The sequence below is a fragment of the Vitreimonas sp. genome, assembly GCF_035627415.1.
GTDB lineage: Bacteria > Pseudomonadota > Alphaproteobacteria > Caulobacterales > Aquidulcibacteraceae > Vitreimonas.
This window is the reverse complement of the sequence record NZ_DASPLU010000001.1, coordinates 25,874-42,527: the sequence shown is the minus strand read 5'-3', so window position 1 is coordinate 42,527 and position 16,654 is coordinate 25,874. Positions and strand designations below refer to the sequence as shown.

At 65.4% G+C, this 16,654-nt stretch carries 13 protein-coding genes; 12 read left to right on the top strand and 1 reads right to left on the bottom strand.

Annotation, left to right across the window (positions count from 1 at the left end; translation table 11 throughout):
- Window positions 1–3: 3 nt before the first annotated feature.
- From nuoL to VEA80_RS00160, 11 genes are all read left to right on the top strand, one after another.
- Window positions 4–2,055 (top strand): NADH-quinone oxidoreductase subunit L, encoded by a 2,052-nt coding sequence (nuoL, locus tag VEA80_RS00210; RefSeq protein ID WP_325058665.1) that lies wholly within the window; start codon window positions 4–6, stop codon window positions 2,053–2,055.
- A complete protein-coding gene (locus VEA80_RS00205; protein WP_325058664.1) occupies window positions 2,052–3,563 on the top strand; it encodes an NADH-quinone oxidoreductase subunit M in 1,512 nt (503 codons plus the stop codon). Before nuoL ends, VEA80_RS00205 begins: the two co-directional genes overlap by 4 nt.
- Window positions 3,560–5,008, top strand: coding sequence for an NADH-quinone oxidoreductase subunit NuoN (gene nuoN, locus VEA80_RS00200; RefSeq protein ID WP_325058663.1), 1,449 nt, complete (start codon window positions 3,560–3,562; stop codon window positions 5,006–5,008). The genes VEA80_RS00205 and nuoN overlap by 4 nt, the downstream gene beginning before the upstream one ends.
- 13 nt (window positions 5,009–5,021) lie before the next feature.
- Complete coding sequence (locus VEA80_RS00195) at window positions 5,022–5,771, top strand: biotin--[acetyl-CoA-carboxylase] ligase (protein ID WP_325058661.1); 750 nt, start codon at window positions 5,022–5,024, stop codon at window positions 5,769–5,771.
- Between the two features lie 4 nt (window positions 5,772–5,775).
- Window positions 5,776–6,552 (top strand): type III pantothenate kinase, encoded by a 777-nt coding sequence (locus tag VEA80_RS00190; protein WP_325058660.1) that lies wholly within the window; start codon window positions 5,776–5,778, stop codon window positions 6,550–6,552.
- On the top strand, window positions 6,549–8,231 hold the full coding sequence (locus VEA80_RS00185) for a ribonuclease J (protein ID WP_325058659.1): 1,683 nt from the start codon (window positions 6,549–6,551) through the stop codon (window positions 8,229–8,231). Before VEA80_RS00190 ends, VEA80_RS00185 begins: the two co-directional genes overlap by 4 nt.
- Before the next feature lie 32 nt (window positions 8,232–8,263).
- Window positions 8,264–8,689 carry a methylmalonyl-CoA epimerase gene (mce, locus tag VEA80_RS00180; RefSeq protein ID WP_325058658.1) on the top strand — a complete coding sequence of 142 codons (426 nt, stop codon included), beginning with the start codon at window positions 8,264–8,266 and terminating at the stop codon, window positions 8,687–8,689.
- On the top strand, window positions 8,686–8,934 hold the full coding sequence (locus tag VEA80_RS00175; protein WP_325058657.1) for a DUF1467 family protein: 249 nt from the start codon (window positions 8,686–8,688) through the stop codon (window positions 8,932–8,934). The genes mce and VEA80_RS00175 overlap by 4 nt, the downstream gene beginning before the upstream one ends.
- Before the next feature lie 61 nt (window positions 8,935–8,995).
- Window positions 8,996–10,528 carry an aminoacyl--tRNA ligase-related protein gene (locus VEA80_RS00170; protein ID WP_325058656.1) on the top strand — a complete coding sequence of 511 codons (1,533 nt, stop codon included), beginning with the start codon at window positions 8,996–8,998 and terminating at the stop codon, window positions 10,526–10,528.
- Window positions 10,528–11,802 (top strand): lipoprotein-releasing ABC transporter permease subunit, encoded by a 1,275-nt coding sequence (locus VEA80_RS00165; protein ID WP_325058655.1) that lies wholly within the window; start codon window positions 10,528–10,530, stop codon window positions 11,800–11,802. The genes VEA80_RS00170 and VEA80_RS00165 overlap by 1 nt, the downstream gene beginning before the upstream one ends.
- Entirely contained in the window at window positions 11,795–12,490 is a 696-nt protein-coding gene (locus VEA80_RS00160; RefSeq protein WP_325058654.1) for an ABC transporter ATP-binding protein, read from the top strand. The genes VEA80_RS00165 and VEA80_RS00160 overlap by 8 nt, the downstream gene beginning before the upstream one ends.
- A gap of 5 nt (window positions 12,491–12,495) precedes the next feature.
- Here VEA80_RS00160 and VEA80_RS00155 read toward each other — a convergent pair whose 3' ends face one another.
- Complete coding sequence (locus tag VEA80_RS00155; protein WP_325058653.1) at window positions 12,496–13,152, bottom strand: energy transducer TonB; 657 nt, start codon at window positions 13,150–13,152, stop codon at window positions 12,496–12,498.
- A gap of 70 nt (window positions 13,153–13,222) precedes the next feature.
- Between VEA80_RS00155 and dnaE the strand changes: the two genes are divergently transcribed.
- Complete coding sequence (gene dnaE / locus VEA80_RS00150) at window positions 13,223–16,639, top strand: DNA polymerase III subunit alpha (protein WP_325058652.1); 3,417 nt, start codon at window positions 13,223–13,225, stop codon at window positions 16,637–16,639.
- Window positions 16,640–16,654: the final 15 nt, after the last annotated feature.

The window sequence follows — 16,654 nt, the reverse complement described above, 5'->3', positions numbered from 1 at the left end:
CCGGTGCAGTTCTCTCCGGAAGCCCTGATCGTACTTGCGCCGCTGTTCGCCGCGGCGATCGCCGGGCTATTGCAGCGTTATCTCGGCGACAAGCTGGCCATGGCGATCACGACGGCTTCGGTGGGCCTGTCGCTGGTGCTGTCGTGGCCGATCTTCGCTGAGTTCGTCTGGGGCGAAGGGACTGAGCGGATCATCGAGCTGTTCCGGTTCGTCGATGTCGGCGGCTTCAGTTCGACCTGGAGCGTGCGCATCGACGCGCTCTCTGCGGTGATGCTGGTGGTCGTGAACACGGTCTCGTTTCTGGTTCACGTCTATTCGATCGGCTACATGGCCGAGGATCCGCACCGGGCGCGGTTCTTCTCCTATCTCTCGTTCTTCACCTTCTCGATGCTCGCGCTGGTGACGGCGAACGACTTCCTGCAGCTCTTCTTCGGCTGGGAAGGCGTCGGCGTCGCGTCCTATCTGCTGATCGGCTTCTGGTTCCACAAGCGCAGCGCCAACGATGCGGCGATCAAGGCGTTCGTCACCAACCGGGTGGGCGATTTCGGCTTCGCGCTCGGCATCATGGCCGCGTTCATGGCCTACGGCTCGATCCGGTTCGACGAGGTGTTCGCCGCCGCCGCCGCCAATCCAGGCATGGCGTTCGATTTCATCGTGCTGCAAGCGCCCGTGGTCGAGGTGGTGGCGTTTCTCCTGTTCATCGGCGCGATGGGCAAGTCGGCGCAGTTCTTCCTGCACGTCTGGCTGCCCGACGCGATGGAAGGCCCGACGCCGGTCTCGGCCCTCATCCACGCCGCGACGATGGTCACCGCCGGCGTGTTCATGGTCTGCCGCTTGGGCGAACTCTACCATTTGGCGCCGCTAGCGAGCGGGTTTGTCACCGTCATCGGCGCCACTACTGCGCTGTTCGCGGCGACGGTGGGGCTGGCGCAGAACGACATCAAACGCGTGGTGGCGTACTCAACCTGCTCGCAGCTCGGCTACATGTTCTTCGCCGCGGGCGTGGGCGCCTACAACGCGGCGATGTTCCACCTTTTCACGCACGCCTTCTTCAAGGCGCTGCTGTTCTTGGGCGCGGGTTCGGTGATCCATGGCCTGCACCATGAACAGGACATGCGCTACATGGGCGGCGTCCGCAAACCGATGACGATCACTTGGGCGATGATGCTGATCGGCACGTTCGCGCTGATCGGCTTTGGCATTCCGGGACTCGGCGGCTTTGCCGGCTTCTACTCGAAAGACGCGATCATCGAGGCGGCCTACGGCAGCCAAGCCATCGGCGCGCAGTTCGCCTTCTGGTGCGGCGTCAGCGCAGCGCTGCTGACCAGCTTTTATTCCTGGCGCCTGGCCTTCATGACTTTTGAAGGCAAATACCGCGGCAATCCGGCTCATCCGAGTCATCACGATGAGCATGGGCACACTCAAGAAGGTCACGCCGAGGGCGCCGACTCCCATGGGCACGGCCACTCCGATGAACCCGCGCGCGCCGACGGCTCGGCGCCGGCGCATGAGTCGCCGTGGATCATGCTGGCGCCGCTGTTCGTTTTGGCTGCGGGGGCCGTGGCGGCGGGCGCTATCTTTGCTCCGTACTTCCTGGGCGCGAACGCGGAAGGGTTCTGGGATCACGTCGTGCCGCTCGCGCACGGCGAGCACCATGACTTCCCGGCCTGGGTGATCTGGGCGCCGCTGACGGTGACGGTGATCGGCTTCCTGCTCGCGGTGCTGTTCTATCTATTCCAGCCGGGCGCCGCGAAGGCGATGGCGAAGGGTCCGGTCTGGGCCTTCCTCTACAACAAGTGGTTCTTCGACGAGATTTACGATTTCATCTTCGTCAAAGGCGCGCGCGCCATCGGCGACCTCTTCTGGAAGGTGGGCGACAAGCGGCTGATCGACGGGCTGGGCCCTGACGGCGTCGCGGCGAGCTCGCGCTTCTTCTCGCGCAATCTGCGTAAGGTGCAGACCGGCTTTGTCTATCACTACAGCTTCATCATGCTGATCGCGGCGGTGGCGTTCGGCGCCTATGCGATCTTCGCCGGCATCGGAGGCGCGCCGTGAGCGAGCTCGTGGCCGGCTGGCCGATCCTCTCCATCGTGACGTTCCTGCCGGCGGCAGGCGCGTTGCTCATTCTGCTGTCGCGCATGTCGGCGCGCGGCTCGAACCCGGGCTACGACAACGGCGTCCGGGTGCTGACGCTGCTGTTCACGGTCGCGACATTCATCGTGTCGCTGTTCGCGTTCGCGGCGTTCGATCCGAGCAATCCGGAGTACCAGCTCGTCGAAAGCATCCCGTGGGCGTTCGGCGCGAGCTACGCCATGGGCGTGGACACGCTGGCGATGTCGCTGGTGATGCTGACGACCTTCCTGACGCCGCTCTGCATCCTGGCGAGCTGGGCGATCGAGAAGCAGGTCTCCAGCTACATGGTTCTATTCCTGGTGCTGGAGACGCTGATGATCGGCGTCTTCTGCGCGCAGGACATCATCCTCTTCTACGTCTTCTTCGAAGGCGGCCTCATCCCGATGTTCATCCTTATCGGCGTGTGGGGCGGCGAGCGGCGCGTCTATGCGGCGTTCAAGTTCTTCCTTTACACGCTGCTGGGCTCGCTGCTGATGCTGGTGGCGATCGTCTATATGATCGCAGTCACGGGGACTTCGAACATCCCGGCGCTCACCGCGCATGCGCAGGGCGGCGGCTTCAGTCCGGACGTTCAGATCTGGCTCTGGCTCGCCTTCTTCGCTTCGTTCGCGGTGAAGATGCCGATGTGGCCGGTGCACACCTGGCTGCCGGATGCGCACGTCGAGGCGCCGACGGCGGCATCCGTGGTGCTGGCGGCGATCCTGTTGAAGATGGGCGGCTACGGCTTCCTGCGCTTCTCGCTGCCGATGTTCCCGGACGCCTCCCACTTCTTCACGCCGTTCGTGTTCGCGCTGAGCGTCGTGGCGATCGTCTGGGCTTCGCTGGTCGCGTTCCGTCAGCTCGATATGAAGAAGCTGATCGCCTACTCGTCGGTCGCGCACATGGGCTTTGTCACCATGGGCATTTTCAGCGGCAACGAGCAGGGCATCCAGGGCGCCATCTTCCAGATGCTGTCGCACGGCGTCATCTCGGGCGCGCTCTTTCTCTGCGTCGGCGTCGTCTACGACAGGATGCATACGCGCGAGATCGCCTTTTATGGCGGCCTCGTGAACCGGATGCCGGTCTATGCTGCGATCTTCCTGCTATTCACGATGGGCAATGTCGGCCTGCCCGGCACGAGCGGTTTCCCGGGCGAAATCCTCACCATGGTCGGCACGTTCCAGATCAACGCCTGGGTCGCGGCCGGCGCGGCGCTCGGCGTCATCCTGTCGGCGGCTTATGCGCTGACGCTTTATCGCAAGGTGGCGTTCGGCGTGATCGAGAACCCGAAACTCGACACCATCACCGATCTCGACGCGCGCGAGTGGGTGACGTTCATTCCGCTTGTCCTGGCCACTTTGGTGATGGGCCTCGCGCCCAGCTACGTGCTCGACTTCACCCATAATTCAGCCGAGGCGATCTCCGCGGCTTTCGCGGGAGCCCGCCCATGAACGCGATGAGCGATCTCTCGGCCAGCTTGCCGCTGGCGTATCCTGAACTGCTGCTGGCCGGCTTCGCCCTGGCCGCCGCGATCATCGGCGCCTGGCTGAAGGACAGCGCCTTCAATGCGCTCTCTATGCTAGGCATCGCCGCGATCGTCGGCGCCGGCGTGCTCGCCCTCTACGGTCCGTTCGCGCCGGTGGAGATTTTCCAGGGGGCGATGGTGGTCGATGGCGTCGCCGTGTTCGCCAAGGCGCTGATCGCCTTCTCCGGCGCCGCTACGCTGGCGCTGGGCTGGGATCACTTCGCGAAGGTGAGAGACCCGCGGTTCGAGTACCCGGTCGTGATCGCGCTCGCGGTGCTCGGCATGTTCGTGATGGTCTCGGCGCAGGACCTGATCAGCCTCTATGTAGGCGTCGAGCTGCAGAGCTTGTCGGCCTATGTGCTGGCGGCTTGGCGCAGGGACGATGCGTATTCGTCCGAAGCGGGCCTCAAATACTTCGTCCTGAGCGCGATTTCCTCAGGGCTGCTGCTGTTCGGCTCCTCGTTCGTCTACGGCTTCACCGGCTCGATCCGCTTCGACGCCATTGCGGCCGCCATCGGCGAAGGCGCGGGCGGCGTGGGACTCGTGTTCGGGCTCGTGCTGATGCTGTGCGCGCTCGGGTTCAAGATGTCGGCGGCGCCGTTCCATATGTGGACGCCAGATGTCTACGAAGGCGCGCCGACGCCGGTGACGGCGTTCTTCGCCGCGGCGCCGAAGGTCGCTGCTGTCGCGCTCATGGTGCGGGTGCTCTACGAACCGTTCGCCGAACTGCAGGGCCAGTGGCAGCAGGTGGTGGCGGCGCTGGCGGCGATCTCGATGGTGTGGGGTTCGGTCGCAGCGCTGATGCAGACCAACCTGAAACGGCTGATGGCCTATTCTTCGATCAGCAATATCGGCTTTGCGCTGATGGGCGTCGCCTCGGGCGGCGAGGCGGGCGCATCCTCGGCGCTCATCTATATGGCGCTCTATTTGCCGGCCAATGTCGGCATCTTCGCGCTGATCCTCGCCATGCGGCGCGAAGGCGCGCCGGCGGAGACGGTGGCCGATCTCGCCGGCATGGCGCAGAAGCGGCCGTGGATGGCGTCGCTGTTCACGATGCTGCTGTTCTCGATCGCCGGCATTCCGCCGTTTGCAGGCTTCATCGGCAAGCTCGTCGTGTTCAGCACCAGTGTTCAAGCGGGTCTGATCTGGCTCGCGGTGCTGGGCGCCGTCGCGGCCGTGGTGGCGGCGGCCTACTATCTGCGCCTGATCGCCTCGATCTGGTTTGCGCCGCCGGCGGCGCAGTTGCAGGCGCCGAGCGGGACAATCATGTTGACCGCGACGGCGGCCGCCGCGCTGACGTTCCCGGTCCTGGTGCTGATCCTCGGCGCCGTGCAGGGCTGGGCGCAGGATGCCGTGCGGATGAGCTTTTGAGCAGCGGGGCGCCATGATCGACGCGAGCGCGCCGGTCGAGGTCTTCGACGAGATCGACTCCACTGTGCTGGAGGCGCGCCGCCGAGCCGAGCGCGGTGCGGTCGGTCCAGTTTGGCTTGTGGCGAAGCGGCAGACGGCGGGGCGGGGACGGCGGGGCCGCGCTTGGGCGTCCATCGACGGCAACTTGCTCGCCACACACCTGTTCACGACGCAGCAGCCGCCGGCGACGATCGCGCTGCTTGGCTTCGCGACCGGTGTCGCGTTGGCGGAGACGGTCGACGCGATCCTCGGCGGCAGCCGCGCCACGCTGAAATGGCCGAATGATGTCTTCATCGATGGCGCGAAAGCCTCGGGCATCATGCTGGATTCGGGCGCGCTCGATGCGAAAACCCTGTGGGTGGCGCTCGCGTTTGGCGTCAATCTCGCCGGCGCGCCGGATGCGATCGATCAGCCCACCGTGAGCCTTCGCGACGTGCTGCCGCCGGATGCGCCGGCGCCTGAGCCGCTCGCGTTTCTGGCGGCGCTGCGCCCGCGGCTGCAGGCTTGGGCGGGGGTGCTTGAGCGGGACGGGTTCGAGCCTCTGCGGCAGGCTTGGCTGCAGCGGGCGCATGGGCTGGGTCGCGAGGCGCGGGTGCTTCTGGGCGAGCAGGCGATCGAGGGCGTGATCGCTGGTCTCTCCTCGCGCGGCGAGCTCGAGCTTGATACGGTAACAGGCCGGCGGCTGATCGCAGCGGGCGATGTCTTTCTTCCCAAAGCAGGCTGATCGCATGCTTCTCGCCATCGACGTTGGCAACACCAACACCAAGTTCGCAGTCTGGGACGGCCAGAGCTGGCGCGCGCAGTGGCGCGCCTCCACCGATACGACGCGGACCGCCGACGAGTACGCGCCGTGGCTCACGCAGATCATGGCGTTGAGCAAACTCTCGTTCGCCGACATCTCCGCCTGCATCATCTCCACCGTCGTGCCTCAGGCCCTATTCAACCTGCGCAATCTCTCGCGCCGCTACATCGGCACAGAGCCGATGGTGATCGGTGAGGATGGATTGCAACTCGGCATCGAGATCCGCATCGATAAGCCGAACGAAGCCGGCGCCGACCGGCTGGTGAACGCCGTCGGCGCCTTCATCGAGTACGGCGGACCCGCCATCGTCATCGACAGCGGCACGGCGACCACGTTCGACATCGTCGCCGCCGACGGCGCCTTCGAAGGCGGCATCATCCTGCCGGGGATCAATCTTTCGCTGCAGGCGTTGCACGATGCGGCGGCGCGGCTGCCGCGCGTGGAGATTCGCGATCCGGGCCGCGTCATCGGCAAGGATACGGTGAGCGCGATGCAGTCAGGCATCTATTGGGGGTCGATCGAAATGATCGAAGGCCTGTGCCGGCGGATCCGGGCGGAGTACGGACAGCCGATGAAGACGATCGCCACCGGTGGCGTCGCCTCGCTGTTCGAGGGCGCGTTTCCCAGCATCGATCACTTCGATCAGGACCTCACCTCGCGCGGGCTGCTCGAAGTCTTCCGGCGCAACGGCGGCAAGCTTTGAGCGCGCCTTCGCCCGACGACGAACTGGTCTTTCTCCCGCTCGGCGGCTCGGGCGAGATCGGGATGAATTTGAACGCCTACGGCTATGGCCCGCCGGACGAGCGCAAGTGGATCATCGTGGATATCGGCGTCACTTTCGGCCGCGAAGAGGCGACGCCAGGCATCGAAATCATCCTTCCGGATCCGAGCTATCTCGAAGACGAGCGCGACAACATCCTCGCCATCGTGCTGACGCACGCGCACGAGGACCATATCGGCGCGCTCGGCTGGCTGTGGCCGCGGCTCAAGGCGCCCGTCTATGCGACGCCGTTCACGGCCGCGCTCGTGCGCGAGAAGCTGCGTGAGACCGGGCTGCTCGACAAAGTCCCGCTGACGGAAATCCCGTTGAAGGGCCAACTTACGCTCGGCCCGTTCGAGATCGACTTCGTCACGCTGACGCATTCGATTCCGGAGCCGAACGGACTCGCCATCCGAACGCCGCTCGGCCTCATCTGGCATACCGGCGACTGGAAAATCGATCCGGACCCGCTGATTGGCGAAACCACCGACGAAGCCAAGGTGCGCGCCATGGCCGAAGAGGGCGTGCTGGCGATGGTCTGCGACAGCACCAATGTGTTCGTCGAAGGCACGGCGGGCTCCGAAGCGGACGTGCGCAAGAAGCTGACGGAAGTGATCCTCGGCTGCACCGGCAAAGTGGCGGTGACGGCGTTCGCCTCGAATGTCGCGCGGGTCGAGACGGCGCTGCACGCAGCGCGGGCGGCGGGGCGGACGCCATGTCTGGTCGGCCGCTCCATGCACCGCATCTACGCGGCGGCGAAGAGCGTGGGGCTGTTGCAGGACGCGCCGGAAGTGATCGACGAAGAGGACGCGAGCGATCTGCCGGACGAAAAGATTCTGTTCCTTTGCACCGGCAGCCAGGGCGAGCCGCGCGCGGCGCTCTCGCGCATCGCGCGCGGTGAGCACCGCAACGTGACGCTTCGCCAGGGCGACACCGTTATCTTTTCCTCGCGCGTGATCCCAGGCAACGAAGCGGCGATCCATGCGCTCTACGAGGAGTTCGTGCGCCGCGGCGTCAGCTTGATCACGGCGGACGACCACCACATCCACGTCTCGGGCCACCCGGCGCGCGACGAGCTGAAGCAGATGTATCAATGGGCGCGGCCCCGGATCGCGATCCCGGTGCACGGCGAGATGCGCCACATCCGCGAGCACGTGAAGCTGGCGCAATCGTTGCAGGTCCCGGAGACCATCGCGCCGAACAACGGCGACATGATCCGGCTCGCGCCGGGGCTGGCTGCGCTGATCGACGAAGTGCCGGCGGGCCGGCTCTATGTCGACGGCAATGTGATCATCGAGACTGACGATGAGGCGATACGCGACCGTAAGCGGCTCGCGGCCGAGGGGGCGATCAACATTGCGCTTGCGGTAAGCGCGAAGAACGCGGTCGTGGCAGGACCCAATGTGACGGTGCGTGGCCTCACAATGCCGGACGACGAGGATTTGGAACTGGCGCTGGAGGAGCTGGAGGGGGCCGCCCACGGGGCGTTCGCCAAGCTTTCTCATGGCGAACGGGACGATGATGACGCCATCGAGGGCGCGCTGGTCCGCGCGGTGCGCAAAAGCGCGGAAAGGCTGTGGCGAAAGCGCCCGCTGGTCGACGTCACTGTGCTGAGGCTCTAAGCTGTTTCGGCTGGGAGCGGGAGCTAGGCGACATGATCGGCAGGTTGAACCACGTGGGCGTGGCTGTGCCCTCGATTGAAGCGGCGAAAGCGACCTACCGCGATCTCTACGGCGTCGCCCCCGAGGCGATCACCGAGACGAAAGAGCTGCCGCCGCAGGGCGTGAAGTACGCTTTTGTCAACCTGCCGAACAGCCAGATCGAACTGATCGAGCCTTTGGGCGAGGATAGTCCGATCATGAAATTCCTCGACAAGAACCCCAGCGGCGGGCAGCACCACGTCTGCTTCGAAGTCGCGGACATCTACGCCGCACGCGACGAGATGGTCGTGCGCGGGGCCAAGGTGCTGAACGAGCCGCGCATCGGCGCGCATGGCACGCCGGTGATCTTCGTCCATCCAAAGAATTCCAACGGGGTTCTCGTCGAACTGATGGAGACGCCGAAAGGCGCACACGGATGAGCCCGTTTCTCGGTATCGCCATCTACCTGATCCTATGGTGGCTCGCCTTCTTCACCATGCTGCCCATCGGCGCACAAAGCCATCATGAGGCGGGCGAGGAGGTCGTGCCGGGCGCCGAGCGCGGCGCGCCCAGGGTTCATAAGCTGGGGCAAAAGGCCCTTTGGGCTGCGGGTATCGCGGCGGTTTTGTGGCTGGGAGTCGCCTGGGCGGTGTCGGTCGATCTGTTCGAGATGCGCCCGCGCTAAGTCGCGTTGCCGGAGGCGGCGGGGCAGTCTATCCAGACCCGTCGAAAGGAACCCGCTCCCCATGCATGCGCTCAAGGTCACGCGCGTCGAAGATTTCCCCGAATGGTACCAGGCCGTCGTCCGCGAAGCGGACCTGGCGGAGCTGTCGCCGACGCGCGGGTCGATGATCATCAAGCCGTGGGGCATGGGGATGTGGGAGCGCATCCGCGACGAGCTCGACCGGCAAATCCGCGAAACGGGACATGAGAACTATTATTTCCCGCTGCTGATCCCGCTTTCTTTCTTCGCCAAGGAAGCCGAGCACGTTGAAGGCTTCGCCAAGGAGATGGCGGTCGTCACCCACCACCGTTTGAAGGCGATCGACGGCGAGCTTAAGCCCGATCCGGACGCGGAGCTGGCCGAGCCGCTGATCATCCGCCCGACCTCGGAGACGATCATCGGCGATGCGTTCAGCCGCTGGATCAAATCGTACCGCGACCTGCCGCTGAAGCTGAACCAGTGGGCCAACGTGATGCGCTGGGAGATGCGCACGCGGCTCTTCCTCAGGACGGCGGAGTTTCTCTGGCAAGAGGGCCACACTGCGCACGCCGACGAGGCGGACGCGCGCGAAGAGACGATGCTGGCGCTCGAAATCTACCGCAACATCGCCGAGGACTTCCTGGCGATTCCCGTCGTTGTCGGCGAGAAGCCGGAGAACGAACGTTTCCCCGGCGCGGTCAGCACCTATTCGCTGGAAGCGATGATGCAGGACGGCAAGGCGCTGCAGGCGGCCACCTCGCATTATCTCGGCACCAATTTCGCTGAAGCGCAGAACATCCGCTTTCAGGATAAGGAAGGCGGCCAGTCGCTCGCGCACACGACGAGCTGGGGCATGACCACGCGCATGATCGGCGCCGCTGTCATGGTGCATGGCGACGACGACGGCATGCGCACGCCGCCTGCCGTCGCGCCGCGCCAGATCGTCATCGTGCCGATGCTGCGCGGCAAACCGGAAGACGCGGAGCTGAAGGACTATTGCGCCGCGCTCGCAAAGGAGCTGGGCGGCCTGGCCGTGTTCGGCTCGGCGCTGCGCGCGTACGTCGACACCAAAGACGCCAAGCCGGCGGACAAACGCTGGGATTGGGTGCGCCGCGGCGCGCCGCTGATTTGCGAGATCGGGCCGCGCGACGCCGCCAACGGGCAGGTTACATTCATTAAGCGCACCGCTCTGCGCGAGGGCGAAAAGATCAAGTCGCACACACTGGCGCGCGCTGATTTCGTCGCGCAAGCCGCTGCGCTGCTCGAAGCGACGCAGCGCGAGCTCTACAACGACGCCAAGGCGCGCCTTGAGTCCAATATTCGCAGCGATCTTGTAACCTTCGCCGATCTCGAACGGTATTATGGAACCGGGGAGAACGAGGGCGAGTTCAAGGGCTGGGCGCGCGTGCACTGGTCGCGGCCGACCGGCGCCGCACTCGAGGAGGTGGGGACTCGTCTGAAAGCGTTGAAATTGACCATCCGCAACGCGCCGCGGGCGCAGCCGCAATCGTTCGGCAAATGCATCTTCACCGGCGCGGCGGCGGTGGAGGAAATCCTGATCGCACGGGCTTATTGATGAGCGGAAACAGCGTTCCATTCGGCCTGTTCGAGCGGATGCTCGCCGGCCGCTATCTGCGCGCGCGCCGCCAGCACGGCGGCGTGGCGTTGATCTCGATCATTTCGATCCTCGCGATCGCCGCAGCGGTGATGGCGCTCATCATCATCATGTCGGTGATGAACGGCTTCCGCGAAACGCTGCTGTCGCGCATCCTCGGCGTCAACGGCCATATCTATGTCGATACGCGCGGCCTGCCCATGCCGGAGATCGAGCGCATCATGCGGGAGGCGGCGGCCGCGCCCGGCGTGCTGCACGTGACGCCGCTGATCAACGAGCAGGCGCTGGGCATGTCGGTAGAAGGGCGCGCCGCGGGACTGCTGGTTCGCGGCATCCCGCGCGAGCAGCTCGAATCATTGCCGATCGTGTCCGAAAGCATTCAGCCGGGCGGCACGCTGGCGGGCTTCGAAGGCATAGACGCGCCGACCATCCTGGTGGGCGAGCGGTTGGCCGCCAATCTCGGCGTGACCCAAGGCATGGGGATGTCGATCGTGGCGCCGCAGGGATCGAGCACGCCGTTTGGCTTCACGCCGCGGCGCAAGTCGTTCCCGATCGGCGGCGTCTTCAGCGTCGGCATGGCCGAGTTCGATTCGATGCTCGTTTATATGCCGCTGGAGCAGGCGCAGATTCTATTCGGACGCGGCGACAGCGCCGATGTCGTCGAGATCCGCATCAGCGATCCGGATCGGACAGTGCCGGCGATGATGGAGTTGCGTTCGCGGCTCGGCCCCGACCTGACGATCATGGATTGGCGCGCCAATAGCCAAGGCTTGGCCGATGCGCTGACGGTCGAACGGAACGTCATGCGGGTGATCTTCATGATCGTGGTCGGCATCGCCGCGCTGAACATTGTCACCGGCCTCGTGCTTATGGTGAAGCTCAAGAACCGTGACATCGCCATTCTGCGCACGATCGGCGCAACGCGCGGCGCCGTGCTGCGCATCTTCTTCATGGCGAGCGCGTCCGTCGGTCTGATCGGCCTCGCCCTGGGGCTCGCGCTGGGCATCAGCTTTTGCCTGTTCATCGGGCCGATCCAGGACTTCATCTCGGACGTAACCGGCTTCGACGTTTTCCCGGGCACGGTCTATTCGCTCGAGTCGCTGCCGGCGAAGGTCGAATGGGCGGAAGTCGTGATCATCTCGATCTTCACCGTGGCGCTGACGTTCGGCGCGACGGCGCTCACGGCTTGGTGGGCCTCGCGCCTCGATCCAGTGGAGGCGCTGCGCTATGAGTGAGACAGGCACGACCGCGCCGGTCCTGCGGCTCAGCGGCCTCGAACGGCGCTACAAATCCGGAGAGAGCGAACTTGTCGTTCTGAACGGCGCGGAGCTTGCGATTGCGCCCGGTGAGATTGTCGGCCTCATCGGCCAGTCCGGTTCGGGCAAATCCTCTTTGCTCCACGCGACGGGTCTGCTCGAGCGGCCGAGCGGCGGCGAAGTTCGGATCGAAGGCGTCTCGGCGTGGGCGCTGAACGAAGATCAGCGCACGCAGATCCGGCGCAACAAAATCGGTTTCGTCTATCAGTTCCACCATCTGCTGCCGGAGTTCGACGCCATTCACAACGTGGCGCTGCCGGCGCTGATCGCTGGCCGGCCGCGGCGCGAAGCGATGTCCGAAGCCGAGCGTCTGCTCGGCGTGATGGGGCTCAGCCATCGTCTGCATCACCAGCCGGCGCAGCTTTCCGGCGGCGAACAGCAGCGGGTGGCGATCGCGCGCGCCATGATCAACAAGCCCGTACTGATCCTTGCCGACGAACCGACCGGCAATCTCGATCCGGACACCTCGACGGTGGTGTTCGCGGCGCTCTCGGAACTCGTTCGCCGCGAAGGCGCGGCGGCGCTCATCGCGACGCACAACATGGAATTGGCCAAATACATGGATCGCGTGGTTTCGCTCGATCACGGCAAGCTGGTGCCGCGCTAGCTAACCTAAGGCAGGCTGAAGCTGACCGGCACGATGATGAGATGGCCGATCAGCGAACGTCCCTCGCTGCTGATCGACGGCGCGCGTGCGCGCCGCAGCAGCGCCAAGGTGGCGCCGCCGAAGCCCCACCCGAGCGGCTCCTCGCTAAGTACGGCGCACTCCTCGTAGCGCGCATTGCGCCCGACGCGGCACTGCACGTTCACGCTCGCCTCGATACGGGCGCGTCGGGCCGCATGCGGGTAGTGGCGGCTGAGATCGCCCAAGCGGGGGCCCTCGACGAGATTGGCGAGGGCGGCGTCCTCCAGTTCGATCGGCACGGCGCCGAACGGCGGGCTTTCGATGCAGGCGCCCGCGGCGCCGAAGCAGAAGTTGACGCCGATGGTGAGCGCGCCGGCTTCGCTGGGTTCGACGCGGAGCGCCGAACGGAAGCGCGATGCGATCCGCACCGCCGCAGGGCCGAAGCCCAGGTCCGCTGGCGCTTCCTCGAGAACCTCACAGGCCATGCTGGCGGCGCCCGCGGCCGGCGCGCAGCCCAGCCGCACGCTGGCGTTCACGCGTGGTAGGTTCAGATCCGCGCTGGAATTCGGCCGGATGGTCAGCGTGGGTTCGTCCGCGAAGCGCTGCGCGTGCGCGGGCGCGGCTGCGATCAGTAAGCCAGCCACGACAACAGCGCATCGAATCATGGGAATACTTCCCTAGACTTTCCCGGCTCCTTACCTTGGTCCCGATCCCATGGCGACGCCTTACATCCATCTGCGTGCACGCTCGGCCTATTCGCTCCTGCAGAGCGCGGTGCAGGTCAAAGCGCTAACCAAACTCGCGGCCAAGCACGAGATGCCGGCGCTGGCGCTGACTGACGCCAACAATCTGTTCGGCGCGCTCGAGTTCTCGGAGGCGGCGGCGGAAGCGGGGGTGCAGCCGATCGTGGGCTTGGCGCTCGATGTGCGCGACGAAAGCGGCGTCGCCGGCGTGCTCGCCTTGTTCGCGCAAAACACCGCCGGCTACGCCAATCTGATGAAGCTATCGAGTTCGGCGTTCGTCGATGCGGTCTCGCACGAGGAGCCGCACGTGCCGTTCGCGCGGGTGCTGGAGCGCGCCGAGGGGCTGATCGCGTTGACGGGCGGCGGCGAGGGGCTGTTCGCGACGCTGCTGAGCGAGGGCAAAGGCGATGTGGTGGAAGCGGCGCTCAGGCAGCTCGAAGCGGCGTTCCCGAACCGGCTCTACGTCGAGCTGCAGCGGCACGGCGAGTTCATCGAAGCGGAGACCGAAGGCGCGCTGATCGATCTGGCTTACGCGCGTGGACTGCCGATCGTCGCCACCAACGACATCCGCTTCGAAAAGCAGAGCGATCACCGCGCTCACGATGCGCTGATGTGCATCGCGGCGTCGTCCTATCTTGGCGAAGAGGATCGCCCGCGCGTCAGCGATCAGCACTACTTCAAGTCGGCGAAGCAGATGGCCGACCTGTTTTCCGATCTGCCTGAGGCGACCGCCAACACGGCGGAAGTCGCGCGCCGCTGCGCCTTCCGCGTCGAAAAGCGTAAGCCGATCCTGCCGCGGTTCGACACCAAGGCGGGCCGCGACGAAGCGGCGGAACTGAAGGCGCAAGCTGAGGCGGGCTTGAAGGCGCGGCTGAAAGCGCTCGGCGAGCGGCTGGCCGCGCCTGAAGAGGAGTACTGGAAGCGGCTCGAATACGAAGTCGGCATCATCACGCAGATGCAGTTTCCGGGCTACTTCCTGATCGTCTCGGACTTCATCAAATGGGCAAAGGCGCACGACATTCCGGTCGGCCCGGGCCGCGGATCGGGCGCGGGTTCGCTGGTGGCGTGGGCGCTGACGATCACCGATCTCGACCCGCTGCGCTTCGGCCTGCTGTTCGAGCGCTTCCTCAATCCCGAACGCGTCTCGATGCCGGACTTTGACATCGACTTCTGCCAGGAGCGGCGCGGCGAAGTCATCGACTACGTCAAGAACAAGTACGGAGAAGACCGCGTCGCCCACATCATCACCTTCGGCACACTGCAGGCGCGCGCCGTGCTGCGCGATGTCGGGCGTGTGATGCAGTTGCCGTTCGGCCAAGTCGATAAATTAGCCAAGCTCGTGCCCGCCAACCCGGCGAACCCGGTGACGCTGGCCGAGGCGATGGAGATCGAGCCGAAGCTGAAGGAAGCGCGCAAGAACGAAGCGGACGTGCGCGAGCTGATCGACACGGCGCTGCAGCTCGAAGGCCTCTACCGCAACGCTTCGACCCACGCCGCCGGCGTCGTCATCGGCGACCGGCCTTTGAGCGAACTCGTGGCGCTCTATCGCGATCCGCGCGCGCACCTGCCGGCGACCCAATTCAATATGAAATGGGTCGAAGCCGCGGGCCTGGTGAAATTCGACTTCCTGGGCCTGAAGACGCTCACCGTGATCGACCGCGCCGTGAAGTATCTGAAGAAGCGGGGCGTCGAGGTCGACCTGAGCGACACTGCGTACGACGATCCCCGGACGTACGAGCTGTTGCAGTCCGGTTTGACTTTCGGCGTGTTTCAGCTCGAAGGTCAGGGCATGCGCGACACGCTGCGCAAGGTGAAGCCGACCTGTCTCGAAGACGTCATCGCGCTGATTTCGCTCTATCGGCCTGGCCCGATGAAGAACATCGATCGCTTCGCCAACGTGAAGCACGGCCGCGAGCAGCCGGACTATCTGCACGAGACGCTGAAGCCGATTCTGGAAGAGACCTACGGCGTCATCGTTTACCAGGAACAGGTGATGCAGATCGCCCAGGTGCTCTCGGGCTATTCGCTCGGCGAGGCCGACTTGCTGCGCCGGGCGATGGGCAAGAAGCAGCCCGCGGAGATGGCGAAGCAGAAGTCTCGTTTCATCGACGGCGCGAAGGAGCGCGGGGTGAACGAGAACCTCGCCTCGCACATCTTCGATCTGGTCGAAGAGTTCGCCGGTTACGGCTTCAACAAGTCGCACGCCGCCGCCTACGCGGTGGTCGCGTATCAAACGGCCTATCTGAAAGCGCACTATCCGGTGGACTTCACCGCCGCCTCGATGAGCCTCGACATCTCGAACTCGGACAAGCTCGCTTCCTTCCACCAGGACGCGCGCCGCATCGGCGCGCCGCTGCTGCCGCCCGACCTCAACAAGTCGGAAGCTGATTTCAGCGTCGAGCCGCTGGAGGAGGGCGCCGTCGCCATTCGGTACGCGCTGGGCGCGGTGCGCAATGTTGGCCTCGCCGCGATGGAGGCGATCGTCGCCGAGCGCAGCGCCAAAGGGCCATTCAAGGCGCTCTATGATTTCGCCGAACGGATCGATCCGAGGTCGATCAACCGCCGCCAACTCGAGAACCTCGCCAAGTCCGGCGCCTTCGACTCTATCGAGCCCGATCGCGCCCGAGCGCTGGCCGCATGCGAAACCCTAGTCGCGTACGCCCAGCGCGTTGCGGAAGATCGCGCAAGCTCGCAGGCGAGCCTGTTCGGCGCGGAAGAGCCGAGCGCGCGGCCAAGCTTTCCCAAGGCGCCCGCGTGGTCGGCGCAGGATCGGCTTGACGCCGAGCGGGAAAGTGTCGGCTTCTATCTCTCTGGCCACCCGCTCTCGGACTTCTTCGCCGATGTCGGCGACCGTTACGTCACCTATCGCGACATTCTCGACGAAGGCGAAACCGAGCCGCGCTCGTATCTGATGGCGGGCGTCGTCCGCCGCGTGCAGTATCGGCCGGCGCAGTCGGGCGGGACGCTGGCGTTCGTCGGCATGTCCGATCCCACCGGCGATTTCGAACCCATGGTGATGCCGGAGCATGTCGCGCTCGCACGCGATGTGCTGCAGGTAGGCAAACCCTTTGTCTTCCGCGCCCGCGTGCGCTGGCGCGACGGCGATGCGCGGATCGCAGCGGATTCGTTCGAGCCGGTGGAGGCGGCAGAGGCGCGCACGACCGAGGACCTGCGTATCATCCTCAAGGAGGGGGCGCCGATCGATCTGCTCGCGCAAACGATTGCCGCTCTGCCCAGGGCCAATGCGGGCGAGGCGCGGCCGCTGCGGCTCATCCTTAAGCTCAAGGATGGGCGCGAAGTGGAACTCGCAGCCAGGCAGATGGTGCCGGCGAGCCCCGCCGCGCGCGCGGCGCTCAAGGCGGCGCGTGGGGTCGAGCGCGTCATCTGAAATCGCAGCGTTTCG

Bases quoted from the DNA above. Each gene is read 5' to 3' on its own strand.
- nuoN (WP_325058663.1), top strand. From the start codon at position 3,560: ATGAACGCGATGAGCGATCTCTCGGCCAGCTTGCCGCTGGCGTATCCT.
- VEA80_RS00195 (WP_325058661.1), top strand. From the start codon at position 5,022: ATGATCGACGCGAGCGCGCCGGTCGAGGTCTTCGACGAGATCGACTCC.
- VEA80_RS00190 (WP_325058660.1), top strand. From the start codon at position 5,776: ATGCTTCTCGCCATCGACGTTGGCAACACCAACACCAAGTTCGCAGTC.
- mce (WP_325058658.1), top strand. From the start codon at position 8,264: ATGATCGGCAGGTTGAACCACGTGGGCGTGGCTGTGCCCTCGATTGAA.
- VEA80_RS00175 (WP_325058657.1), top strand. From the start codon at position 8,686: ATGAGCCCGTTTCTCGGTATCGCCATCTACCTGATCCTATGGTGGCTC.
- VEA80_RS00170 (WP_325058656.1), top strand. From the start codon at position 8,996: ATGCATGCGCTCAAGGTCACGCGCGTCGAAGATTTCCCCGAATGGTAC.
- VEA80_RS00165 (WP_325058655.1), top strand. From the start codon at position 10,528: ATGAGCGGAAACAGCGTTCCATTCGGCCTGTTCGAGCGGATGCTCGCC.
- VEA80_RS00160 (WP_325058654.1), top strand. From the start codon at position 11,795: ATGAGTGAGACAGGCACGACCGCGCCGGTCCTGCGGCTCAGCGGCCTC.
- dnaE (WP_325058652.1), top strand. From the start codon at position 13,223: ATGGCGACGCCTTACATCCATCTGCGTGCACGCTCGGCCTATTCGCTC.